This window comes from Mesorhizobium sp. M0088 (genome assembly GCF_040322895.1).
Taxonomy (GTDB): domain Bacteria; phylum Pseudomonadota; class Alphaproteobacteria; order Rhizobiales; family Rhizobiaceae; genus Mesorhizobium.
On record NZ_JAMYUI010000010.1, the window covers coordinates 132,433 to 155,049 of the forward strand.

The following is a 22,617-nucleotide window of genomic DNA, read 5'->3' on the forward strand; positions in this document are numbered from 1 at the left end:
CTGTTAGCTGTCGCCGACGCTGGCCAGCAGCGCCTGCGCCACCGCCCTGACCACCGGGCCGGCATTCTTCCTCATGACGATGTGGAAGGAGCCGGCGTGGCGACGCGAGGTTTTCGTCAGCCGGACGAGCTGGCCGCGGCGCAGATGCTCATCGGCAAATCCCGCCCAGGCGAGTGCCGCGCCGCGCCCGGCGATGGTTTCGTGGATCATCGACATGTAGCTGGTGAACCGAGGCCCATCGAGCTTCCGCTCGGTTCCGATCCATGACTGCCAACTGTCGATCGCGCCCGGCGGCGTCACCTGGTGCAGCAGCGGCACCCCCAGGAAACCCTCGGGGTCCTCCGAGGCGAGCGCCGGGTAACGCGCCAGGAACGCCGGTGCGCAAACCGGGAACCATTCGCCGTCGAGCAGTTTGTCGGCCACGAATTCGGACCATTGCCCGGCTTCGCCGAAACGGATCGACAGCGCCACTTCGGGCTGGTCGAAATCCCTGTAATCGGTGGATGTCTGCAAAAGCACCCGGTCGCCGGCCACCCGCGAGGTGATGAGGTCGAAGCGCGGCATCAACCATGCCTGCGCGAAATCGTGGCTGCAGCCGACCACGAATGTATCGCTGTCGTGCGCGGTCAAATCCTCGACCGCTTGCCTGATGGTGCCGAGACCCTCGCGGACCGCTTCGGCCAGCGTGTTGCCGGCCCCGGTGACGGCGACGCGGTTGCCTTTGCGCGTGAACAGCTCGACCGACAACTGGCGCTCGAGGTTGGCGACATGCCTGCTGACCGCCGATTGTGCGATGTTGAGCTCCTGCGCGGCCAGCGTCAGCCCGCCATGCCTGGCGGCAGCCTCGAAGACGACCATGGCGTTCAGCAGGGGAAGCGATGTCTTGAGGGTTTTCACGATCCGAACCTGCATTCATGCCTTTTCGATATGGAGGTCTATTATTTCTGTATTTGCCGCAGGCCTTTCCGCATCGCACACTCTATCGAAAAATCATTCTAACGCCAGCGAGCAGAAAGGTGTTTGCCGTGCAGGCCTCCACATCGAACGGCCAGCCTATCGACAGAAGCGAGACCGTCAGGCTGATCGACCGGCAAAGTCCGGACTGGTCGCTGGAACAGGCCTTCTATGCCGATCCGGCGATCTTCGCGCTGGAACGGGACTTGTGGTTTCCGCGCCAATGGATGCTTGTCGCCCATTCCAGCGAGGTGCCTGAAAAGGGCCGCTACATCGTGCGCCAGCTGTTCGACGAGGAGATCATCGTCGTGCGCTTCGGCGATGGCGAGGACGACATCGCGGCCTATTACAATGTCTGCACCCATCGCGGCTCGCGGCTCTGCGCCAAAGATGGTCGCGGCAAGCTTCTGGTCTGTCCCTATCATGCCTGGTCGTTCAGGCTGACCGGCGAACTGAAATCACGGCAGGACCTTCCAGCAAGCGTCGACCCGGAAGCGCTGGGACTGCACCGCGTGCCCTGCAAGGGTTTCGGCGGCCTCGTCTTCTGCGGCCTCGATGCTAGTTCGCTGCCCGACATCCAGCCTGTCGCGGACGGGCTGACGGGCGGCTTGCGCGAAAACGGCCTCGACCGTGCACGCATCGTCGCCCGCAAGAATTATCTGACCAAGGCGAACTGGAAGCTGGTGCTCGAGAACTTTCTCGAATGCTATCACTGCCGGCCGGCTCATCCCGAATATTACCGCGTCAACGGCCATGTCAAAGTGACCGCGACCCGCGATGCCGACAAGGCGGTCGAGTGGCAGAACGAAATCGAGGCCTGGCACAGCGTCATCGGCGATGCCGAGTTCCACAAGGGCGCATGGCAAGCAGGCGACCTCGACACGATGCCGTTTGCCATGCACCGCAAGCCGATCGGCTCCGGCCGTAACACGCTGTCCAATACGGGCGAGGGGGTCTCGTGCCTGATGGGTGGTCGTCACGCCTATGATGGCGGCGAAAGCGGCTTTCGCCTCGGACGCCTGTCGTTTGCAAGTGCTGCCAATGATTATGTCACGCTGTTCCAGATGATACCGCGCAACGCCATGGAAACAGACGTCATCCTGACCTGGCTCGTCGACAAGGATGCCGATAACGACGTCGACGCCGATGCGATCAGTTGGATGTGGGACGTCACCACGGTGCAGGACAAGAAGATCACCGAAGACAATGCCGACGGCATCATGTCGCGCGCCTACCGGCCGGGCCCCTATACGCCGCTGGAAAGCCAGACCTCGTTCTTCGTGCAGACCTATCTGTCGGAACTGCGTTCGCTGATCACCGGCACGCGCGGCGCGACCGTCAGCCAGTGGTCCGCGCCGAAGGAACTTTTCGCATCGCCGAAAGCGGCGAGCTGCAACACGCGCCTCTGACCCGCGGCCGAAGATGCCTCTTTGAGGCGTCGCATTCCGATGCCATATGAAGGTGGCCGACGGAATGTTGCGGGAGAGACAGTTTATGACCAAAGGTTCGGACTTGTTCGTCGCGGCCCTCGAGAACGAAGGGGTCGAACGGATTTTCGGCATTCCCGGCGAAGAAAATCTCGATATCGTCGAATCCATCCGCCGCTCCTCGATCCAGCTGATCCTGACCCGCCACGAGCAAGCAGCCGCTTTCATGGCCGCCACCTATGGCAGGCTCACCGGCAAGGCAGGTGTGTGCATCACCACGCTTGGCCCAGGCGCGCTCAATCTTTCGACCGGTTCGGCCTATGCGCTGCTCGGCGCGATGCCGATGATCATGATCACCGGCCAGAAGGGCATCCTGTCATCCCGGCAGGCGCGCTTCCAGATCGTCGACATCGTCGCGGCGATGAAGCCGCTGACCAAGCTGTCGCGCCAGATCGTCTCGCCGAAGATGATCCCCTCGCTGGTGCGCGAAGCTTTCCGTGTCGCCCAGGAAGAACGTCCCGGCCCCGTACATCTGGAACTGCCGGAAGACATTGCGGCGGCCGAGTGTGAGCCGATCGCACTGGTGCCGACGCACCCGGTCGAACTGCCGCTGGCCAGCCCGGGTGCGCTTGATCGCGCCGCCCTTATGATCATGGAAGCCAGGCGCCCGCTGCTGATGTTCGGCGCGGCGGCGTCGCGTCCGCGCGTGACCCCCGATGTCGCGCAGTTCGTGCTGCGGACGCAAATTCCCTATTTCACCACGCAGATGGGCAAGGGAACCGTGCCCGGCGGCACGGAGCTCTATATAGGAACGGCAGCCCTTTCGCAGCGCGACTACGTGCACGAGGCCATCGAGCAGGCCGATCTGATCATCACCATCGGTCACGACACCGTGGAGAAGCCGCCCTTCATCATGGGAGCGAAGGGGCCGAGGGTCATTCATGTCGGCTACCAATCAGCCGATGTCGAGCAGGTCTATTTCCCGCAAGCCGAAATCGTCGGCGACCTCGGCCCTTCGCTGGCGCTGCTGGCCGACCGCATCGAGGGCAAGATCCCCAACGCGCAGGTCCTGCTGCCGCTGCGCGAAGGCATTCTGAGCCGGATCGCCGCGCGCGCCACCGAAGATCGCTTCACGCCGCAGCGCATCGTGCACGACGTGCGCGCCGTGATGCCGGCCGACGGGATTCTCGCCCTCGACAACGGCATGTACAAGATCTGGTTTGCGCGCAACTACCGGACGCGCATGGCAAACACGATCCTGCTCGACAATGCGCTGGCCACCATGGGCGCGGGCTTGCCGTCGGCGATGATGGCGGCACTGCTCTATCCGCAGCGCCGTGTCATGGCCATCTGTGGCGATGGCGGGTTCATGATGAACAGCCAGGAACTGGAAACCGCCGTCAGGCTCAAGCTCAACCTGGTCGTCCTGCTGCTCGAGGACCACGCCTACGGCATGATCCGCTGGAAGCAGGCGGTCGATGCGTTCCCGGATTTCGGCATGACCTTCGGCAATCCCGATTTCGTCAAGTATGCCGAGGCCTATGGCGCCAAGGGGACCAGGGTTGCGGAGATCACCGACTTGCGGCCGGTGCTGGAACAGGCCTTCACCGGCGGCGGCGTGCATCTCGTCGTCGTGCCCATCGACTATTCCGAAAACACCAGGGTGCTTGTCGACGAACTGCGCGAGCGGCTGCCAGCGCCGCAGACGCCCTGACGGCAGCGACAAGCCGCCGTCAGGATTGCTTGGGCGGAAGACCCTACACCTTGCAGTAAGGCGTCACCGGCTCGATGGTGCCGAAGTCCTTAGCGATCTCGTAGCCGATGCCGTCGGCCGCCGCCTTGCCTACATAGGAATGGCACAGCGTGTGGTTGTTGGTGGCGTCGACACGGATCTTGCCTTGCGGTGCGTCGAACTCGATCGACGGCAGCGCGGCCAGCACATCATCGTCCTTCAACGATCCAGCCTTCTCGGCGGCCAGCGCATAGAGATGCAGGCCGTTGTAGCCGGCCTCGCCGATGCCGTTGACCATCTTCTCCTGACCGAATTTCTCGCGGAAGCTCGAGATGAACTTCTTGTTGACCGGGTTGTCCAGCGCCATCCAGTAGGGTTGCGGTGCATAGGTGCCGGCCGCCACGCCGGGCGGCAGCGCGTCCTTGTTGAAGACCTCGTCGAGCGGGGCGATCAGCGGCTGCTTGATGTCGAAGCTGCGATACTGCTTGAGCTGGGTGACGGCGTCGTTGCCGACCACCATCGACCAGACGACATCGGGCTTCAGTGACTTGATCTTCTGGAAGGCCGGGCCGAAATCGGTGGTGCCGAACGGATAGTAGTCGGCGCCGATGATCTTGCCGCCGGCCTTCTCATAGGCCGCCGTGATCGCCTCGGTCATCTTCTGCGGCCAGGCATAGTCCGAAGCCATGACATAGATCGTCTTGCCGAGGTTCTCGGCCACCCATGGCATCATTGGGTCGACCTGCTGCATCGGGATCGGGCCGGTGGCGACGAAGTAGCGGTTGCATTCGCCGCCTTCGAAATTGGTCGGGTAGAAGAACAGCTTCTTGGCCTTCGAGGTGACCGACAGCGTGGCGCTGCGCTCGGGCGAAATGATCGTGCCCATGATCACGTCGACCTTGTCTTCGTTGATGAGCTTGCGCGCCTTGTCGATGGAGCCCTTGGTCGTGGTCTGGTTGTCCTCGATGATGAGCTCGACCTGGCGTCCGCCAATGCCGTTGGCGGCGTTGAGTTCGGCGGCGGCCAGCTTGTAGCAATTGAGCAGCGTCTCGCCGAGAATCGCCTGCAGCCCGGTGATCGGGATCGACAGGCCGACCTTGACGGTGTCGGCGGCGCGCAGGATCGACGGCGCGCCGACGATGGCGAAGGCGGCCGCGGCGCCGCCGGATTTCAAGACAGTTCTTCTGCTTATCATTGTTGTGTTCCCTTCCAGTCCCAGGCGCGCCCCATGCACGCCTTACAAGTCAACAAGTTCCCAGGCGCGCTTCACGCGCGCTCTATAGGGCCAACAGGTCCTTCAGCAGGGTCTCGTCGGCGAAGGTCTCAGGCGCACCTTCGTGGACGATCCTGCCCTTCTCCATCACCAGGCAGCGGTCCGATGCCTTGAGAACGAGATCGAGATTCTGCTCGACAAGAATGATCGCGATGCCGTGCTCGCGGGCGATGCGCGGCACCAGTTCGGCGATCGACTGCACGATGTTCGGCTGGATGCCTTCCGAGGGTTCGTCGAGCAGCAGCACCGATGGCAGGCCGCATAGCGCGCGACCGATCGCCAGCATTTGCTGCTGGCCGCCCGAAAGTGTGCCGGCAACCTGCGCTTCGCGCTCCCGCAGGATAGGAAAATAGCCGAAGATGTCGTCCGGAATGCCGCCATCGCCACGCTCCTTGGCGGCGCGGGTGCCGACCTCCAGGTTTTGCCGCACCGTCAGCTGGTTGAAGATCCCGCGCCCCTGCGGCACATGCGCGATGCCTGCCCGCGCGCGGCGGAAAGCTGGCGCGTTCGTGAGGTCTTTATCACCGAGAACCACCGCGCCTCCGCTCGCCCGCAAGCCGCCGGCGATGACGCGCAGCAGCGTCGTCTTGCCGGCGCCGTTGCGGCCAAGCAGGCCGACGACTTCGCCGGACGCGACACTGAGGTCGATGCCGTTCAGCACCGGGAGCAGGCCGTAGCCGGCCGAGACGGCAAGTGTCCGCAGCATGCTCAGCGCCTCCCCAGATAGACGTCGCGGACCATCTCGTCGGTCTCGATGTCGTGGAAAGGACCGCTGCGCAGCCGGCGTCCCTGATGCAGCACCAACGTCTCGCAGTTCAGCGCCCGCACGAAGCGGATGTCGTGCTCGACGGCAACGATCGAGAACTCGCCCTTGAGGCGCAGCAGCATCTGCGCCGTCGCCAGCGTCTCCTGCGGCGTCATGCCGGCAGTGGGTTCATCGAGCAACAGCAGGCGCGGCTCTATCGCCAACGCCATCCCGATCTCCAGCCATTGCTTCTGGCCATGCGCGAGCTCGCCGGCCAGCGTGGCGGCACGGTTACCGAGCGCGACCAGTTCCAAGAGTTCACCAACCAGGCGCACTGGCGAAGGCGCGCCCCAGCGCGCGACCTTCAGATTGTCCTCCACCGAGAGGTTCGGGAAGACCGAGGGAATCTGGAATTTGCGGGCGATGCCGAGCCGGGCGATGCGATGCAGCGGAAGTCCGGCAATGTCGTGGCCGAGGAAGCGCACGCTGCCGCTGGTCGGACGCAGCGTGCCGGTCAGCACGTTGAGGAAAGTGCTCTTGCCAGCGCCGTTCGGCCCGATGATGCAGCAAAGCTCCTTGTCTCGTACGGTGAGGTTCAGAGCCTCCAGCGCCTGCAGTCCGCCAAAGCGGATACCGACATTTTCAGCCTGCAGCAGGATGTCGCTCATTGCGCGCGCCTCCTGCCCTTGAACAGGCCTTTCAGCCGCGCGTAGATCGACAGGATGCCATCCGGCAGGACGAAGACGATGATGACGAAGACACAGCCGAGGAGAAGGGGCCACAGGCTCGGGTTGAAGCTGCTGATCGTCTGCTGCGCGCGCTGAATAAAGATGGCGCCCAGTACTGGCCCAAGCAGCGTGCCGCGTCCGCCGACCGCCACCCAGACGATAACTTCCGTCGACAGAAGCAGCCCGGACAGATCGGGTGCCACCAGCCCTGCCATGCAGACATAGAGGGCGCCGGCAAGGCCGGCGATCGCCGCCGACAGGACGAAAGTGACAAGCAGCCGCAACGGCGCATTGTGGCCGAGCGCGGCCGCCCGGATTTCATTGTCTTGAATGGCGGTCAGCACCGTGCCCCAGCGGCCACGGCTGATCGACCAGAGCGCCAGCACCGTCATGGCGACGATGGCCGAGACGAAGATGTAGCTGGGCAGATCCTGGCTGAGATCGACGTGCAGCCCGCCAAGATCGAACTCGATCGGCGGGATGCCGATCAGGCCGCTGTCGCCGCCGGTAACCGAGCTCCAGGAGACCGCGGCCTGCTGGCAGATGACGCCCATGGCCAGCGTGACGATGGTGAAATAGCTGCCACGGATGCCGCCGAAGAACAGGAAGTAGCCGATGATGGCGGCGACGAAGGCCGCACCCGCCACCGCACCCATGATGCCGAGTAAGCTTCCAAAGGGGATGGCATCATTGAGTGTGACCAGCGCCATGATGTAGCCGCCGATGCCGAAAAAGGCGGCGTGGCCGAAACACAGGATTCCGGTGCGGCCCCAGAAGAAGTCGAGGCTCGCCGCGAACAAGCCGAAGATCAGCGCGTCGCGGATCACCGTCAGCTGATAGCCGCCGGCAAAGAACGGATAGATGATCGCGAGCGCCACGCAGGTGGCGAAGATCAGCAGCCAGTTGCGATCACGGGCGATCATCGCGACGCTCCGTTGAACAGACCGTTGGGCCGCAGACGGACAGCGACGATAGCAGCCAGCAGCACGATCGCCTGCGCCAGCGACGGCGAGATCTGATAATTGAGGATGCTGGTCATCCCGCCGACGAAGACGCTGCCGGCGACAAGGCCGCCAATCGAGCCGACGCCACCGACGATGACGACGAAGAAGGCGTTGGCGAGATAGTTCACCCCCATCTGCGGCAGCACGATCGCCAGTGGCGCGACCAGTCCGCCGGCAAGCCCGGCGATGGCCGCGCCGAAGGTGAAGGCAATGGCGTAGGTACGCCGCGTGTTGATGCCGACGCCCTCGGCCATCTCGCGGTTCTGGATGACGGTTCGGATATCGAGGCCGAAGGGCGTCCGGCTGATCAGCAGGATGACGCCGAGCAAGGTCAGCATGGCGATGCCGATCAGGATCAGCCGGTAGGCCGGATAGACGGTGAAGACGAGATCGAGCGTGCCCTCGATCGGCGGCGTCACCGGCTTGGCGCCGAGGCCGAAGGTCAGTTCCAGCCCTTGCTGCAGGATCAGGCTGACGCCCCAGGTGGCGAGCACGGTCGAGACAGGCCTGGAATAGAGATGGCGGATGATGGCGAATTCGAGGATGCAGCCGACCACCGCGCCGGCGATGGGCGCGGCGGCCAGGCCCAGCCAGAAAGAGCCGCCTATGCTCTGGACGAAATAGACAGCGAAGGCGCCGACGGTGACGAACTCGCCATGCGCCAAATTGGTCACGTTCATCAGCCCGAAGCTGATCGCCAGCCCGAGCCCGACCAGCATCAGGATGCTGATCAGCGTCAGACCATTGAGCAGCGTGGTGATGAGAAAATCCATCGCGTCAGGCCGCGCTTGCGAGACGTTGGCGCAGGCCGGCGAGCAGCCCCTCTGCGGCATCGATCGCAGCAGCCTGGTGTGGCTGCAGATCCTGCCCAGCCCACTCGTCGATATGGTCCGACAGCGGATCGACCACTTCGGTACGGTGATTGGCCAGCGTCTCGATGACGGCATGGCCGCAGAACGGCACATAACCTTCGGAGTAGCCGCCCTCATGGGTCATGATCAGGCGTCCTTGCGATGTTTCCGCGGCCAACGCCACCATGCGCGCGGCGAGCCGCCTGAAGCATTCGCTGTTGAGCATCATGCGGCCGAGCGGATCAAAGCCTGACGCATCGAAGCCGGAAGCGACGATGACGAGGTCCGGTCGGTAGGCGCGCAGCGCAGGTGCGATGACGCGGTCGAAAGCCGCTTCATAGGCGCCGGTGCCGCTGCCCCCCGGCAGAGGTATGTTCATGTTGTAGCCTTTGCCGGCATCTTTCCCGTTGTCGGCCAGCGCACCGCGCCCGGTCGGGTAGAGATTGTCCTGATGCACGGAAATGGTCAGCACCGACGGGTCGGAATAGAACACGGTCTCGGTGCCGTTGCCGTGGTGCACATCCCAGTCGACTATCGCCGCGCGCCCGAGCAAACCTTCATGCTGCAGCCGGCGGACAGCAACGCCGATGTTGGAGAACAGGCAGTTGCCCATCGCCTGGTCGGGTTCGGCATGATGCCCCGGCGGCCGCGCCAACGCATAGGCATTGTCGACGCGGCCGGTCAGCACCGCGCGCATGGCGGCATAGGTGGTGCCGGCAGACAGCAGCGCGATGTCGAAGCTGTTGAGACCGATCGGCGCCTGTGGTCCGGCGAAACCGGAGCCACGCTCGCTCAGCATGCGGATATCGTCGACATGGCGTTGCGTGTGCACGCGCAGCAGGTCCTCGATCGAGACCGGCTCTGGGATGATCGGCACCAGATGACGCGACAGGCCACTGACCTGGATGAGGTTGTTCAGCCGGCGCTTCGAGCCGGGCGATTCCAGATGGCGGCCGGGTTCCACGAAACGGCCGGGCGGCATCATGTCGGCGCTGGGGCCGGTGTCGTGCCACATCAGCTGTTCGTGAAAAACGTAGCCTGTCGCCATCCGCAGCGTCCTCTGAAAACCAGGTGACGCTAGCAGGCTAACGATTATGTGGCCCGACCCGAAAGAGGGGCTGTGCCAGATGTCTATGCCCCTCCTTTCGGAGGGGTATGGGCGCCTGCGGACCCTTGCGCGGCGCGCACGGCCTGGACCCGGTTGGTCACCGCGAGCTTGCCGAAAATGTTCTTCAGATGCCACTTCACCGTGGTTTCGCTCACCGACAGCGCAAGGGCGATATCGCGATTGGACATGCCCTCGGCGAGATAGCGCAGCAGTTCGGCCTCGCGCTGGGTGAGCTGTTCCTTCTCAGCGGCTGGTGCGGCCAGCTTGCGCGTCGCCACGGGCATCGCCTGCGCGGCATCGATGATGCGTGCTGCATAGGCTGACAGCGCGGGATCGGTCTTTGCCTGAGCCGCACGCAGCCGCATCAACCCTTCGACGACAGACCTTCCCTCGTCGACGAAGGAACGGATGAAGCCTGACGGCTGGGCAAGACGTAGTGCTTCGAGGAGATTGCGGTCTGCCTCGCGTTGGTCGTGGGCAGCGCTGGCAGCCTTGGCGTCCAGGATCAGCGCCAATATATGGCGGCGCATGCGCCCGCTGTCTCTCGTGCGCTCCAGCAGCGCGTCGAAAATCCGCGCGGCATCGGCATAGGATTTCTCGGCCGTCAGCAGGCGGCCTTCGGCGAAGAACTCGAACTCGTTGGCTGTGGTGATGGCCATCGAAGCCTCGGTCCCTTCGCCGCGATGCTCGGTCAGCAGCGCGCGCGCCTCGACATTGCGGTTCTGGTCGAGCAGCACACGTATGCGGTCATGCACGATCATCGATGCCAGGCGGCGATAGACGGTGCCGCGCACGCGTTGATAGATGCGCTCAAGCATATCCAGTGCCGCTTCGGTGCGGCCGGTCAGCTGCAGCACGCGGGCATAGGTCGGCACGCTGGCCAAGGGATAGACGATGACCGCCGCGCCTTCGATCTGCGGTCCGAGATTCTCGACCAGCGTCAACGCCTCGCCCGACGCATTGGTCTCGTAGGCGAGTTCGGCAAGCAGCGTTCCGGCTAGGGCTTCGGCATAGGAGTTTGCACCGATCCGCGCCCTGGCCTCGATGATGGCGTTGCGCAGCAGCCGCTCTGCGGCGGGCAGGCGGCCCGCCGAACGCTCGATCACGGCCATGTAGCAATTGGCGATGGTGACGCCGAGCAGGCTGCCGCTTCGCTCGTGCGCCCGTCGTGCCGCGTCGATGGCGGCGCGGGCACCTTCGAGGTCGCCCAGCGCATAGAGGTTGTAGCCTATGACGTTGGCGGTCGCGCCCTCCATGAACCAGGCATCGGGCGCAATGACGCGCAGGGCCGCAAGGGCTGTGTCGCGCGCCTGATCGAACTGCTCCAGCGTGCTGTGCACGGCAGCGGCGAGGACCACGAGCTCGGCCTTTATCGTCGTGCCGGTCATGGTGCCCGGGTCACTGCCGTCGGCCGGTCCGGCCTCGACCAGCTTGCGCGCGTTGCTAAGCGTCTGCTGCGCAATCTCGGGTTGGCTGCTGTGCACCGCCAGCCACAGCACGACGAGTTGCAGCCGGATGCGCTGGTCAATCAGCGTCCTCGGCAGCAGCGCAAGCAACTGACGCACATAGAGGAGCTGGCACCGGGCGATGAGGTCGAGCGCATTGTTCTCGACGAACACCGCCGCGCGGGCATGGTCGCCGGCGGCCAACGCGTGCCCGATCGCCTCTGTCAGCATCTTGCGCTCGCCGAACCATTCGGCGGCCGCCAGATGCAGCGGCGCGATCATCTCCGGTTCGCGCCGCTCCATTTCGCGGCTGAGGAAATCGCGGAACAGATGATGGTAGCGGAACCAGCGCCGTTCTTCGTCGAGCGGCACCAGGAACAGGTTGCGCGTCTCGATCTCGGTAATCGCCGCCTCGGCATCGGCCGCCCGCATCACCGCTCGGCAGGCCTCGGCACTGAAGCGTTCGAAGATCGAACTGTAGAGCAGGAATTTTGCGATTGCCGGCGGCAGTTCCAGGAACACTTCGCCCATCAGGAAGTCGGCGACGTTTCGGTTGGCGCCGGTGAAGTTGCCGATGACGGTTTCGGGTGCATGTGCGGCACTCAGCGACAGCGAGGCCAGTTGCAGGCCGGCGGCCCATCCTTCGGTGCGCGAGCACAGGGTTTCCACCGCACCGCTGCTGACGCTCAAGCCCAGCTTGTCGTTGAAGAAGGCTTCCGCTTCTGACGAGGCGAAGCGCAGATCGTCCGGGCCGATTTCGAAGACGTCGCCAAGCACCCGGAGCTTGCCGAGCTGCAGGTCGGGCAGGCTGCGCGAGCCGATGACGAAGGCGACGTTTGCCGGCGCCTGCCGGGTCAGACGCTCCATGAACCGCTTCACCGCCGGCGCCTCGACGGCGTGGTAATCGTCGAAGAACAGGGTGATGTCGGCCTGGCGCGCCGCCAGACCCGCCACAAGTGCCGAGAGCACGACATCGAGCTGGGGGATCGGGCTCGACTGGAAGGCAAGATCGAGTTCCGCCGGACTCTGAACCAGTTGGCGCAGCGCGCCCACCAGATGCGACAGGAAGGCGCCCTCGTCATTGTCCGTCGCTTCGCAAGACAGCCAAGCGGTCAGCCGACCGTGGCGCGCGACTTCCGCGGCCCATTGCGCCATCGTCGTCGATTTACCAAAGCCGGCGGGCGCGGCGAACAGCACGATGCGCGTGTCGATATGGCGCTCCAGCGTCGACAGGATGGTCTCGCGGCGAACCCATCGGCGATGGTGCGGCGACGCTTGGCTGACGGATTGCGGGGCTGTTCTCATCTAGGTCCGCGCAACTTGTCGCTTTTCCGGGGAAAGCGCGGCTCCCTTGCCATTGCTCCACTCCGTTTCGATCAGCGGAATCTGCGGTGCGGCATCGCGCGGCAAGGTTCCCTTGATCCGGGGATCGTCGACGATCTCAAATCCGGTCGCGAAGGGCACGAACCCGCAGGCACTGTAGAACCCGATGACACTGTGATGATCGAAGCTGCTTGTATGCAGCCAGATGCGGCTCGGGTTGAGACACCATGCGAGGTCCAGTGCCCCGGCCATCAGCCGTTTGCCGAAACCCCTGCCGGTCAGGGACGGGAACAGGCCAAAATAGATGATCTCGATCTCGCTGCTGTCGGCGACGAAGAATTCGACCATACCGAGATGCGCGCCGGTCTCGTCATGGCCGTAGTAGAGATGCTGGCGCGGGTCGGCGAAATGCTCGGTGATTTCGGCATCGGACATTTCGGAAACACGGTCCCAAAGCCAGGGCGCGCCGATCTCGAGGAAGATCGCCCGATAGGAAGCGCAGTCGGGCGTCGTGATCCGTGTCATGGCCAAGGGGTGCGCGAGATCGGGCTGCGGCGAGCGCGCCTCCATCCACGTCACCGCATTGGCAAGCTTGCCCGCCGGCAGGCGATGGTAGCCAATGGCGAGATCGGTGATTTCGGCCGGCATCGTGTCTTCGGTGATCAACGCATTCCCCGTCATGTCTTCCAGAGATAGCAGTATCGGCTTGCTGCATCCGATGCCAACTCCCCAAGACCATGGCAGCATCGAACGGCAAACCTTGGACTGAAAGTTTGGCGCGTATGCCTCTTGCATTTCACAGGAATGGCATATGAGATATGATACACCATTCAGAAGAAAGTGAAATATGATGCCTGAGCGGATTGCGGACGAGGCCATTCTGAGCGCGGTCGATGACGGCTTCGCGCGGCAGGTAGCGTTTCTGCAAGAGCTCGTGCGTTTTCCTTCACAGCGTGGCGAGGAACATGCCGCACAATCGTTCATGGCGGCTGCCTTTGAGGCTGACGGCTATGCCGTCGACATGTGGCGCGTCGATGTCGATGCGATTCGCGACCTGCCGGGTTTTTCACCCGTGGCAGTTTCTTATGACGACGCCTTCAATGTCGTTGCCACGCATACGCCGCGAAACGCGACCGGCCGCTCGCTGATCCTCAACGGCCATATCGATGTCGTTCCGACCGGACCGCTCGACCGCTGGGTGCGCGATCCCTACGACCCGGTGATCGAGGACGGCTGGATGCATGGCCGTGGCGCCGGCGACATGAAGGCCGGCCTGTCCGCCTGCCTCTATGCGCTGGCCGCATTGCGCAGCCTTGGCTATCAGCCGGCCGCGAACGTGTATCTCCAGTCGGTGGTCGAGGAAGAATGCACCGGCAATGGCGCGCTTGCCTGCCTGCAGCGCGGCTACCGCGCCGACGCCGCCTTCATTCCCGAACCGCTGGAGCCGAGGCTGATGCGGGCGCAGGTCGGGCCGATCTGGTTCCGGGTCGAGGTCGACGGCGATCCGCAGCATGCATCCGGCGCTTTCTCGGCCGGCGCCAATGCCATCGAAAAGGCCTTCGTCATCATCCAGGCGCTGAAGCAGCTCGAAATCGTCTGGAACGCGCGCAAGGTCGACGACAAGCATTTCCACGATCACCCGCACCCGATCCGCTTCAATCTCGGCAAGATCGAAGGGGGCGAGTGGACATCGAGCGTTCCGGCGCGCTGTGTCTTCGAGATGCGCGTCGCCACCTACCCCGGCCAGAGGCTCGAAGACGCGAGAGCCGAGCTCGAGGCCTGTATCGCCGAAGCGGCGCGTGCCGATCCGTTCCTGGCCAATCGTCCGCCGAGCCTCACCTACAACGGCTTCATGGCCGAAGGCTATGTGCTGGAGGGTGCCGACGAGATGGAATCCGTGCTGCGCCGCAGCCATACCGCCGTCTGGGGCGAGCCGCTGACGGAACACGTCACCTCGGCGACGACGGATGCACGCTTCTTCGGCCTCTATGCCGACACGCCGGCGATCGTCTATGGCCCGATCTGCCGCATGCCGCATGGTTATGACGAGGCGGTCGATCTCGACTCGGTGCGCAAGGTCACCCAGACCATCGCGCTGTTCATCGCCGAATGGTGCGGGCTTGAACCTATCGAGGCTAAGCCATGAATGCGGCCGTCCCCGATGCGTTCGGCGAAACACTCGCCGAGGACGCGCCTGATGTTTCGGCGGTCGACGCGCTCGCCATCCTGCGCCGGCACTATGGGCTGACCGGCACCGCGCGTCCGCTGCCTGGCGAACGCGACCACAATTTCCACATCCAGGCCGATGGCGAGCGTGAGTTCGTTCTAAAGATCTCCCATCCGGCGGAAGAGGCCGGCTTCACCGATTTCCAGAACAAGGCGCTCGACCACATCCTTGCAGTCGACCCCACCTTGCCGGTTCCCTCGGTGCGCAAAAGCCTTGAAGGCGAAGCGCAATTTGCGGCCAGTGTTGGTGGATCGGCGCCGCGCATCATCCGGCTGGTGACTTATCTGCCCGGTCAGCTGCTGTCGCGCTCGCCGACTTCCGATGCGCAGGATCGCAATCTCGGCGTCTTCCTCGCCCGCCTTGGCCGGGCGCTGCGCGGTTTCTTCCACCCGGCCGCCGGCAGCGACCTGCTCTGGGATATCCGTAAGGTCGCCAAGACGCGGCCGATGATGGCGCATATCAGTGACGTTGGCCGGCGGGCGATGGTCGAGCGCGCGATCGACTCCTTCGAGCAGCATGCGGCGCCGGTCATCCCGACCCTGCGCGCGCAGATCGTCCACAACGACATGAACTCCTACAATGTGGTGATGGACGCGTCGCGGCCGGAGGTCGTCAGCGGCATCCTCGATTTCGGCGACATGATCCATTCGCCGCTGATCTGCGACCTCGCCATCGGCGCCGTCTATCGCTGGCCGGCGCAAGGCCATCCGCTGGCGCCGGCCGCGCGCTTCGTCGCCGGCTATCAGTCCGTGCAGCCGCTCGAGGAGGAAGAGATCAGCATTCTCTTCAATCTGATCCGTGCCCGCCTTGCGCTCATCGTCAACATCGCCAGTTGGCAGGCCGAGCGCTTCCCGGCCAAGCGCGACTATGTGCTGCGCCTCGCCACCGAGGTCTGGGCCTCGCTTGAAAAGCTGGATGGTCTGTCATCCACCGATGCCCGCCGCTATTTTCTCGACAATTCCAATCCGGAGTAAATGCTCGTGTCCCAGTCCTCGCCATATCCTTCAAATGCCGACGCGGCAGCATCGGAGCGCGCGCTGCTCGAGCGCCGCGCCAGGCTGCTCGGGCCGACTTATCGCGCCTTCTACCGCAACCCGATCCATCTGGTGCGTGGCAGCGGTGTGTGGCTCTACGATGCCCAGGGTCGCAGATTCCTCGACGCCTATAACAACGTCGCCTCGGTCGGACACTGCCATCCGCGTGTCGTCGAGGCGCTGTCGGCGCAGGCCGCCACGCTCAACACCCACACACGCTATCTCAGCGAGATCATCCTCGACTACGCGGAGAAACTTCTCGGCACCGTGCCGGCCCACCTCGGCCATGCCATGTTCACCTGCACCGGCAGCGAGGCCAACGACCTCGCCATCCGCATCGCCCAGCATTCCAGCGGCGGCACCGGGGTGATCATCACCGACTTTGCCTATCACGGCGCCACCATCGCGACGGCGCAGCTGTCGCCGGCGGCGGTCGGGGCAAAGGGCGTGCCCGCGCAGCACCGCACCGTGACAGCGCCGGACACGTTCCGCGACCATGGCCGGGCCGCGCATGATTTCGCCAGAAATGTCGCGGCCGCCATCGAGGACATGGGCGCAAAGAATATCCGGCCGGCAGCGCTGCTTCTCGACTCGGCCTTTTCCAGCGACGGTATTTTCTTTCCGGATGCGGCGGTGATGCGCGAAGCGGCGGATCACGTCAAAAAGGCCGGCGGCATCATCATCGCCGATGAAGTCCAGTCCGGCTTCGGCCGGCTTGGCCAGGGAATGTGGGGTTTCGCCAATTATGGAATCGAGCCCGACATCATCACGATGGGCAAGCCGATCGGCGATGGGCACCCGATGGGTGCCGTGCTGGTGCGGCCGCAACTTGTCGCCTCCTTCGGCTCGAACACCGGTTACTTCAACACTTTTGGCGGCAATCCGGTCGCTGCCGCCGTCGGCCTCGCCGTTCTGGAGGTGATCGAAGGCGAAGGACTGATCGAGAATGCGCGCAATGTCGGCGCCTATACGGCTGAGCTGCTGCGCGCCCTGCAGAGCCGGCATGGCGCGGTCGCCGATATCAGGCACAACGGCCTTTATTTCGGTGTCGAGCTGACGGCGGACGGTGACGAGGCGCTGGCCGCCACCAAGACATCGGCGGTCGTCGAAGCCATGCGCGAGGACGGCGTGCTGATCTCGTCCTGCGGTCCGCACGGCAATGTGCTGAAGATCAGGCCGCCACTGCCGTTTGCCAGGGACAACGCCGAGCAACTGGCTGAGACGCTCGATCGCGCTTTGTCGAACTGGTGATCGGAGCGCGCCGCGCATGCTGAAGCTCGAACATCAAACCCTGAATGACCGCGCCTATGGCGCGCTCAAGCAGGAGTTGATTTCAGGCGGCTTCAGCCCGGGGCAGACGCTGGTCATCCGCAAGCTCGCCGAGACGTTCGGCATCTCGACGACACCGATCCGCGAGGCGCTGCAGAGGCTTGTCGCCGAGCGGCTGCTCGAGATGCAGAACAACCGCTCGGTCATCGTGCCGTTGCTGTCCGCGCCTGCCTTCGAGGAGCTGACGCGCATCCGCATCGCCGTCGAGGGACTGGCGGGCGAGATGGCGGCGACCAGGATGAGCGAAAGCGGACTGGCTGACATACAGGCGACGCTCGTCGGCATGCAGCGTGCCATCGAGGCCGGCGACGCCAGGGCCTATCTCTCGTTGAACGAGGCGTTCCACTTCGCCATCTACCAGCACGCCGGCGCACCGATCCTGCTCAACATGATCCGCGACCTCTGGGGGCGGGTTGGGCCTTATCTCAAGCTGCTGATGCAGGCCGATCGGTACATCCCGCAGTCCAACGACGCGCATCGCAAGATCGTCGCCGCGCTGGAGCAGCGCAGCGGTCCCACCGTGCGGACTTTCATAGAAGAGGACATCGCCGTGGCGGCCGCCGTATTATCTGCAAACCTTGACGCTGCCAGGTAGCCGTCGGCCTAGCTCGTCCCGTCCAGCCGGTCGCGCAGCATGCTCCAGCCGAGCAGCATGTTGGGCGCGTGCCGCAGCACGGCGTGGAAAGGGATCGGCGCAGGCGCCGCGAAGGGCAGCGGCAGGTCGCGGGCATCGGTTCCAGCAGCCCAGTCCGCCAGCACCTTGCCCATCGCCGTGGTCATGGCGATGCCGCGGCCGTTGCAGGCGCGGCCGGCGATCAGGCCCGAGCCGAGGTCGATCAGATGCGGCAGGAAATCCGGTTCGACCGCTGCCATTCCCGACCAGCTGTAGGCAAGCGGCGGCAGATCGGGCAGATCGAGATGCCGGCCGAGCCTTCGCCAGATCGTCTGCGGTACGCGCGTATCCGCACCGGCGCCAAGGATATGCATGCCGCCGCTGATCAGCCGGTTTTCGGCGTCGAAGCGGAAGGTGAAGAGATTGCGCCTGGTGTCACCGACACCTTGCCCGCCGGGAAGCAACCGGCTGCGAACGTCACGAGGCAGCGGCGCTGTTGCGATCTGGAAAACCTTGAGCGGGAAATAGGTTCGCTGCAATGACGGATTGAGGGACCAGCCATAGGCGTTAGTGGCGATCAGCACCTTGCTGGCGCGTGCTGAGCCAGATGGGGTTTTCAGCATCCAGCCATCGGCGATGCGATCAACCGAGGTGACGCGCGTCTGCTCGAAGATCTTTGTGCCGGCCTTCTCCGCCGCATCGGCAAGCCCGCGCGCATAGGCGACTGGATTGAGCACGCCGCCGGAACGATCCATCCAGCCGCCGACATAGCCTGGCACGCCCGTCAGGGTCTCGATTTCCTGCCGGTCCAATGTGACTGCCGGCCGGCCAAGCTGTGCCCATTGCCCGGCACGTGACTTGACCCTCTCGAAGGCGGCAGGCGAATGCGCCGGCTGGATCCACCCGTTCTGCACGGCGTCGCAGTCGATGCCATGCTGCCGGATCAGGCGGAAAACCAGGTCGGCGCTGCCGGCGGCGAAATCGATCAGCCTTTCGCCGCGCGAGGGTCCGAGATGGGCCAGTATGTCGATTGGATCCATTTTGGCGAAGTTCGGCACGACAAAGCCCGCATTCTTGCCGGTCGCACCCCAGGCGATGAACTCGGCTTCGAGAACGGCGACGGACAGGCCTTTGCCCGCCGCATGCAGCGCGGTTGAAAGGCCGGAAAAGCCGCCGCCGACGATGGCGAGGTCGACATCGAGTCCGCTCTGCAGCGCCGGCCGCGCTCGACGGTTACGGCTGACGGCATGCCAGAGCGAAGCGCCGCGCGCTTCCGGCCGGATCGCGGCATTCATAACGGGGAGATGCTCTTGGCCGTCGCTACCTTCGCCCGCTTGCCAAACCACGGCCGCCGCGGCCTGTCGCCGAGCAGGCCATTCGGTCGGATCAGCAGGATGACGCAGAGCATGACGCCGATCGCGGCGATCTGCAGTGCGGCGGCGCGCGCCTGCTGTTCCGGCGGGAACAGGATGCTGGTCAGCGTGCCTGATCCGGCCCATATCGCCCACACCAGGATGCTGCCGATGACGGCGCCGGGATTGCTGCCCGAGCCGCCGACGATCAGCATTGCCCAGACCTGGAAGGTCAGGATCGGAAGGTAGTTGTCCGGCGCGATGAAGCCGGTGAAATGCGCCTGCAGCGCGCCGGCCAGCGCCATGATGGCGCCGCCGACGGCAAAGGCCTGGACGCGATAGAAACGCGCGCTCTTGCCAAGCGAGATCGCTGCCCGCTCATCCTCGCGCAGCGCCTTCAAGACCCGCCCCCATGGGCTGCGCGACAAATGCTCCAAGGCGAGATAGGCGATCAGCGTGACGACCGAGACCACGGCAAGGTTGGACAGGTTGAACAGCAGCGGCGTCTCGGCAAGGCTGCCGAAGGGGCGCGGGATGAAGCCGATGCCGAATGGACCGCCGGTCAGTTTCTGCGCGTTGAGCGCGACCAGTTGCACCACCACGGCGACGCCGAAGGTGGTAATCGCCAGATAGTCGGATCTCAGCCGCAGCGTCGCCATGCCGGTCAGCGCTGCGGCGATGCCGCCGACGACCATGGCGCCCGCCCAGCCGACAAGGATCGGCAGGCCGAAGCCGCCCAGCCGCGCGGCATCGTCCGGTGTGGTCAGCAGCGCCGATGTGTAGGCGCCGATGGCAACGAAGCCGGCGAGGCCGACATTGAACAGCCCGGTCAGGCCCCATTGCAAATTGAGCCCCAGCGTGACCAGCGAGAAGATCAGCGCGGTGGTCAGAAAGAAGGCGCCGTAGCCGAGCAGGTCCATCAGCGTTCCCTCACACCAAACAGGCCGATCGGCCGCACGAACAGCACCGCCATCAGGATGATGAAGGAAACGGCGGCGCGCCACTCGGCGCCGATCAACTGCACCGCACCGGCCTCGGCGAGCCCGATGATCAGGCCGCCGAGCACGGCGCCGGGAATGCTGCCGATGCCGCCGAGAATGGCGGCGGCAAACATCGGCAGCAGCATGTCGAAGCCCATGAACGGGCGAATCTGCACCAGAATGCCGATCATCACGCCGGCGACGCAGGCGAGAGCGCCGCCGATGACCCAGGTGACGCGCACCACGCTGGCGACATCGATGCCGACGATGCGGGCCAGCGCCGCGTTCTGGCTCAAGGCCTGCATCGAGCGGCCGGTCTGCGTGCGCGTTATCAACAGATGCACGCCGAGCACCAGCACCGCGGTCAGCAGCAAAAGCGCGATCTGGTCGGGCGTGATGCGGATGCCGAAGCCCACCGGCATGGCGATCTGGATCACGCGGCTGAAATAGGTCGGCCGCGAGGTGAAGGTGAATTCGAGCAGGCTTCTCAGCGCCATCGAGGCGCCGAAGCTCGCCATCACCACGATGATGGCCTGGCCTTGCAAGCGAAGCCGCGAAAACAGCACCTTGTCGAGCAGCAGCGCCAAGAGCGCGGTGAAGGCCATGCCGATAACGAGCGCAACAATGAGCGGCCAGCCGAAGGACAGCGGTGCGATCGGCGCCACCTTGCCGACTGTCGCGCCGATGGCGCTGACGACGGCCAGCGTCGCATAGGTGCCCCATGCCATGAAGTCGCCATGGGCGAAGTTCGAGAAGCGCAGGATCGAATAGGTAAGCGTCACGCCGATGGCGCCGAGGCCGATCATCGAACCCGTCAGCAATCCGTCGACGACAAATTGCAGGCTCATGCCTCACCTCCTTTCCCTGCCTTAGATGGGCGCTGGCCGAGATAGAGTTCGGCGACCACCGGATCGTTCCACAATTCGGAGGCGATGCCCTCGTGCCGGTCCTTGCCTTCGACCAGGACATAGGCGCGGTCGCCGATGGCGAGCGCCGCCTTGGCATTCTGTTCGACCAGCAGGATGGTGACGCCGGACTTGCGGATGCCGGCCAGCATCTCGAACACCATCGAGACGAATTTCGGCGACAGGCCGGCCGACGGCTCGTCCAGCACCAGCACTCTGGGGTGGACGATCAGCGCCCGTGCGACAGCGAGCATCTGCCGCTGTCCGCCCGACAAATTGCCGGCGGCGGTGCGGCGCTGGCGGACGAGGTCTGGGAAGGCGGCATACATCTCCTCGATGCGGGCAGGGATTTCGCGCCGCTCGAGGATGCCGCAGGCAACCCTGAGATTATCCTCGACCGACATCAGCTGAAAGATGTTTTCGGTCTGCGGCACGAAGGCCAGTCCAAGCCGCACCATGGTGTGGGCAGGCGCAGCGGTGATGTCCTTGCCGTCCAGAAACACCGTGCCACCGGTGATCGGGACGAGGCCGGCGATGGCCTTGATGAAGCTCGACTTGCCGGCGCCGTTGGGGCCCAGCACGACGACGATCTCGCCTTTTTTGACAGTGATCGAGGCGCCGCGCACGATCGGCACGCCGGGCTCGTAACCGGCTTCGAGGTCGCGGACATCGAGGACGATCTCGCTCATGCCGCGCCTCCGAGATAGGCCTCGATGACACGTGGGTCGCGAGCGACTTCTTCGGCCGTGCCTTCGCTGAGCAGCTGGCCGCTCGCCATGACGAGGACGCGATGGCAAAGCCGCGTCACCATATCGATATTGTGCTCGATCAGCAGGAAGGTGATGCCACGCGCGTTGATGTCCCGGATGCGGTCGATGATGACCTCCAGCAGCGTCGCGTTGACGCCGGCCGCCGGTTCGTCGAGCAGTATGATCGCCGGGTCGGCCATCATCACGCGGGCGAGTTCGAGCAGCTTGCGCTGGCCGCCGGAAAGCACCCGCGCCGGCTCATGCGCGAGATGGGTGAGGGTGACCAGTTCCAGCAGTTCGAGCGCCTTTGTCCTGGCGGCTCTTTCCTGCGCGGCGACGCGCCATGGCGTGATGAAATTGGCGAGCAGCTTTTCGCCGGCCTGGCCCTGTGCGGCCAGCATAATGTTTTCGATCAGCGTCAGATTGGCCAGCGGGCGCGGGATCTGAAAAGTTCGGCCAAGGCCATGACCGATGCGCAGATGCGCGGCTTCGCCCGAGACAGGCGTGCCGTTGAGTAGGATCTCGCCGCTGGTCGGCAGGATGCTGCCGGCGAGCAGGTCGAACATCGTCGTCTTGCCTGCACCATTGGGGCCGATCAAGCCGAGGATTTCTCCCGCTTTGACGTCAAACGAGACATCGTTGACCGCGACAAGGCCGCCGAACCGCCTGACGACATTCCTTGCCGTCAGAACCGGCGCGCGGGTTTCCCCTTGCCGTTTGGTTGCCTCGCTCATCAAACCCTCTGGCCGAAGACGATCGTTGCCGTCTCCTGATTATGATTTGTGATCACACTTGCTTTGATCACGCTATTCGGCTTTAATTTCATCCGCAAGCCGAA

At 64.4% G+C, this 22,617-nt stretch carries 20 protein-coding genes; 6 read left to right on the plus strand and 14 right to left on the minus strand.

The genetic code is table 11. The features are described from left to right. Window positions 1-3: 3 nt before the first annotated feature. Window positions 4-897, minus strand: coding sequence for a LysR family transcriptional regulator (locus NKJ67_RS14220; RefSeq protein ID WP_352581711.1), 894 nt, complete (start codon window positions 895-897; stop codon window positions 4-6). Between the two features lie 128 nt (window positions 898-1,025). On the opposite strand from NKJ67_RS14220, the gene NKJ67_RS14225 reads away from it, so the two are divergent. Together NKJ67_RS14225 and NKJ67_RS14230 are read left to right on the plus strand one after the other, a co-directional pair. After that, window positions 1,026-2,363 carry an aromatic ring-hydroxylating oxygenase subunit alpha gene (locus NKJ67_RS14225; protein WP_352581712.1) on the plus strand — a complete coding sequence of 446 codons (1,338 nt, stop codon included), beginning with the start codon at window positions 1,026-1,028 and terminating at the stop codon, window positions 2,361-2,363. Window positions 2,364-2,448: 85 nt separating this feature from the next. Then, window positions 2,449-4,095, plus strand: a complete 1,647-nt coding sequence (locus NKJ67_RS14230; RefSeq protein ID WP_352581713.1) for an acetolactate synthase large subunit — start codon at window positions 2,449-2,451, stop codon at window positions 4,093-4,095. A gap of 43 nt (window positions 4,096-4,138) precedes the next feature. On the opposite strand, the gene NKJ67_RS14235 is transcribed toward NKJ67_RS14230, so the two are convergent. The 8 genes from NKJ67_RS14235 to NKJ67_RS14270 form a co-directional block, all read right to left on the minus strand. Beyond that, a complete protein-coding gene (locus tag NKJ67_RS14235; RefSeq protein WP_127327020.1) occupies window positions 4,139-5,308 on the minus strand; it encodes a substrate-binding protein in 1,170 nt (389 codons plus the stop codon). An 82-nt stretch (window positions 5,309-5,390) separates the two neighbouring features. Further along, window positions 5,391-6,092 carry an ABC transporter ATP-binding protein gene (locus tag NKJ67_RS14240; RefSeq protein ID WP_352581714.1) on the minus strand — a complete coding sequence of 234 codons (702 nt, stop codon included), beginning with the start codon at window positions 6,090-6,092 and terminating at the stop codon, window positions 5,391-5,393. 2 nt (window positions 6,093-6,094) lie between these two features. Continuing rightward, on the minus strand, window positions 6,095-6,799 hold the full coding sequence (locus tag NKJ67_RS14245) for an ATP-binding cassette domain-containing protein (RefSeq protein ID WP_352581715.1): 705 nt from the start codon (window positions 6,797-6,799) through the stop codon (window positions 6,095-6,097). Next, complete coding sequence (locus tag NKJ67_RS14250; protein ID WP_128307276.1) at window positions 6,796-7,782, minus strand: branched-chain amino acid ABC transporter permease; 987 nt, start codon at window positions 7,780-7,782, stop codon at window positions 6,796-6,798. Before NKJ67_RS14250 ends, NKJ67_RS14245 begins: the two co-directional genes overlap by 4 nt. After that, the gene (gene urtB, locus NKJ67_RS14255) at window positions 7,779-8,696 is read right to left on the minus strand and encodes an urea ABC transporter permease subunit UrtB (RefSeq protein ID WP_352581716.1); all 918 of its coding nucleotides are present in this window, start codon (window positions 8,694-8,696) and stop codon (window positions 7,779-7,781) included. The genes NKJ67_RS14250 and urtB overlap by 4 nt, the downstream gene beginning before the upstream one ends. After that, window positions 8,641-9,762 carry a histone deacetylase-like amidohydrolase gene (locus tag NKJ67_RS14260; protein WP_127267844.1) on the minus strand — a complete coding sequence of 374 codons (1,122 nt, stop codon included), beginning with the start codon at window positions 9,760-9,762 and terminating at the stop codon, window positions 8,641-8,643. Before NKJ67_RS14260 ends, urtB begins: the two co-directional genes overlap by 56 nt. 83 nt (window positions 9,763-9,845) lie before the next feature. Then, the gene (locus NKJ67_RS14265) at window positions 9,846-12,572 is read right to left on the minus strand and encodes a winged helix-turn-helix domain-containing protein (protein ID WP_352581717.1); all 2,727 of its coding nucleotides are present in this window, start codon (window positions 12,570-12,572) and stop codon (window positions 9,846-9,848) included. After that, entirely contained in the window at window positions 12,573-13,256 is a 684-nt protein-coding gene (locus NKJ67_RS14270) for a GNAT family N-acetyltransferase (protein WP_352581718.1), read from the minus strand. 184 nt (window positions 13,257-13,440) lie between these two features. On the opposite strand from NKJ67_RS14270, the gene NKJ67_RS14275 reads away from it, so the two are divergent. The 4 genes from NKJ67_RS14275 to NKJ67_RS14290 are packed head-to-tail and all read left to right on the plus strand — an operon-like array spanning window position 13,441 to window position 17,775. Further along, entirely contained in the window at window positions 13,441-14,736 is a 1,296-nt protein-coding gene (locus NKJ67_RS14275; protein ID WP_352581719.1) for an ArgE/DapE family deacylase, read from the plus strand. Next, on the plus strand, window positions 14,733-15,791 hold the full coding sequence (locus tag NKJ67_RS14280; RefSeq protein WP_352581720.1) for a phosphotransferase: 1,059 nt from the start codon (window positions 14,733-14,735) through the stop codon (window positions 15,789-15,791). Before NKJ67_RS14275 ends, NKJ67_RS14280 begins: the two co-directional genes overlap by 4 nt. Continuing rightward, window positions 15,792-17,102, plus strand: a complete 1,311-nt coding sequence (locus NKJ67_RS14285) for an aspartate aminotransferase family protein (protein ID WP_164895622.1) — start codon at window positions 15,792-15,794, stop codon at window positions 17,100-17,102. A gap of 16 nt (window positions 17,103-17,118) precedes the next feature. Beyond that, window positions 17,119-17,775, plus strand: a complete 657-nt coding sequence (locus NKJ67_RS14290; protein ID WP_352581721.1) for a GntR family transcriptional regulator — start codon at window positions 17,119-17,121, stop codon at window positions 17,773-17,775. 8 nt (window positions 17,776-17,783) lie between these two features. On the opposite strand, the gene NKJ67_RS14295 is transcribed toward NKJ67_RS14290, so the two are convergent. Genes NKJ67_RS14295 through NKJ67_RS14315 form a run of 5 tightly spaced genes read right to left on the minus strand, consistent with a single transcriptional unit; the run spans window position 17,784 to window position 22,513 of the window. Then, entirely contained in the window at window positions 17,784-19,088 is a 1,305-nt protein-coding gene (locus NKJ67_RS14295) for an NAD(P)/FAD-dependent oxidoreductase (protein WP_352581722.1), read from the minus strand. Next, window positions 19,085-20,068 carry a branched-chain amino acid ABC transporter permease gene (locus NKJ67_RS14300; protein WP_352581765.1) on the minus strand — a complete coding sequence of 328 codons (984 nt, stop codon included), beginning with the start codon at window positions 20,066-20,068 and terminating at the stop codon, window positions 19,085-19,087. The genes NKJ67_RS14295 and NKJ67_RS14300 overlap by 4 nt, the downstream gene beginning before the upstream one ends. Then, window positions 20,065-20,973: a branched-chain amino acid ABC transporter permease gene (locus tag NKJ67_RS14305; protein WP_352581723.1), complete on the minus strand. Its 909-nt coding sequence runs from the start codon at window positions 20,971-20,973 to the stop codon at window positions 20,065-20,067. The genes NKJ67_RS14300 and NKJ67_RS14305 overlap by 4 nt, the downstream gene beginning before the upstream one ends. Next, a complete protein-coding gene (locus NKJ67_RS14310; protein WP_352581724.1) occupies window positions 20,970-21,719 on the minus strand; it encodes a branched-chain amino acid ABC transporter ATP-binding protein in 750 nt (249 codons plus the stop codon). Before NKJ67_RS14310 ends, NKJ67_RS14305 begins: the two co-directional genes overlap by 4 nt. Beyond that, complete coding sequence (locus NKJ67_RS14315) at window positions 21,716-22,513, minus strand: ABC transporter ATP-binding protein (protein WP_352581725.1); 798 nt, start codon at window positions 22,511-22,513, stop codon at window positions 21,716-21,718. Before NKJ67_RS14315 ends, NKJ67_RS14310 begins: the two co-directional genes overlap by 4 nt. Window positions 22,514-22,617: the final 104 nt, after the last annotated feature.

Bases quoted from the DNA above. Each gene is read 5' to 3' on its own strand.
- NKJ67_RS14250 (WP_128307276.1), bottom strand. From the start codon at position 7,782: ATGATCGCCCGTGATCGCAACTGGCTGCTGATCTTCGCCACCTGCGTG.
- NKJ67_RS14290 (WP_352581721.1), top strand. From the start codon at position 17,119: ATGCTGAAGCTCGAACATCAAACCCTGAATGACCGCGCCTATGGCGCG.
- NKJ67_RS14240 (WP_352581714.1), bottom strand. From the start codon at position 6,092: ATGCTGCGGACACTTGCCGTCTCGGCCGGCTACGGCCTGCTCCCGGTG.
- NKJ67_RS14230 (WP_352581713.1), top strand. From the start codon at position 2,449: ATGACCAAAGGTTCGGACTTGTTCGTCGCGGCCCTCGAGAACGAAGGG.
- NKJ67_RS14260 (WP_127267844.1), bottom strand. From the start codon at position 9,762: ATGGCGACAGGCTACGTTTTTCACGAACAGCTGATGTGGCACGACACC.
- NKJ67_RS14265 (WP_352581717.1), bottom strand. From the start codon at position 12,572: ATGAGAACAGCCCCGCAATCCGTCAGCCAAGCGTCGCCGCACCATCGC.
- NKJ67_RS14280 (WP_352581720.1), top strand. From the start codon at position 14,733: ATGAATGCGGCCGTCCCCGATGCGTTCGGCGAAACACTCGCCGAGGAC.
- NKJ67_RS14305 (WP_352581723.1), bottom strand. From the start codon at position 20,973: ATGAGCCTGCAATTTGTCGTCGACGGATTGCTGACGGGTTCGATGATC.
- NKJ67_RS14245 (WP_352581715.1), bottom strand. From the start codon at position 6,799: ATGAGCGACATCCTGCTGCAGGCTGAAAATGTCGGTATCCGCTTTGGC.
- NKJ67_RS14310 (WP_352581724.1), bottom strand. From the start codon at position 21,719: ATGAGCGAGATCGTCCTCGATGTCCGCGACCTCGAAGCCGGTTACGAG.
- NKJ67_RS14235 (WP_127327020.1), bottom strand. From the start codon at position 5,308: ATGATAAGCAGAAGAACTGTCTTGAAATCCGGCGGCGCCGCGGCCGCC.
- NKJ67_RS14275 (WP_352581719.1), top strand. From the start codon at position 13,441: ATGCCTGAGCGGATTGCGGACGAGGCCATTCTGAGCGCGGTCGATGAC.
- NKJ67_RS14315 (WP_352581725.1), bottom strand. From the start codon at position 22,513: ATGAGCGAGGCAACCAAACGGCAAGGGGAAACCCGCGCGCCGGTTCTG.
- urtB (WP_352581716.1), bottom strand. From the start codon at position 8,696: ATGCCGCAGAGGGGCTGCTCGCCGGCCTGCGCCAACGTCTCGCAAGCG.
- NKJ67_RS14285 (WP_164895622.1), top strand. From the start codon at position 15,792: ATGCTCGTGTCCCAGTCCTCGCCATATCCTTCAAATGCCGACGCGGCA.
- NKJ67_RS14295 (WP_352581722.1), bottom strand. From the start codon at position 19,088: ATGAATGCCGCGATCCGGCCGGAAGCGCGCGGCGCTTCGCTCTGGCAT.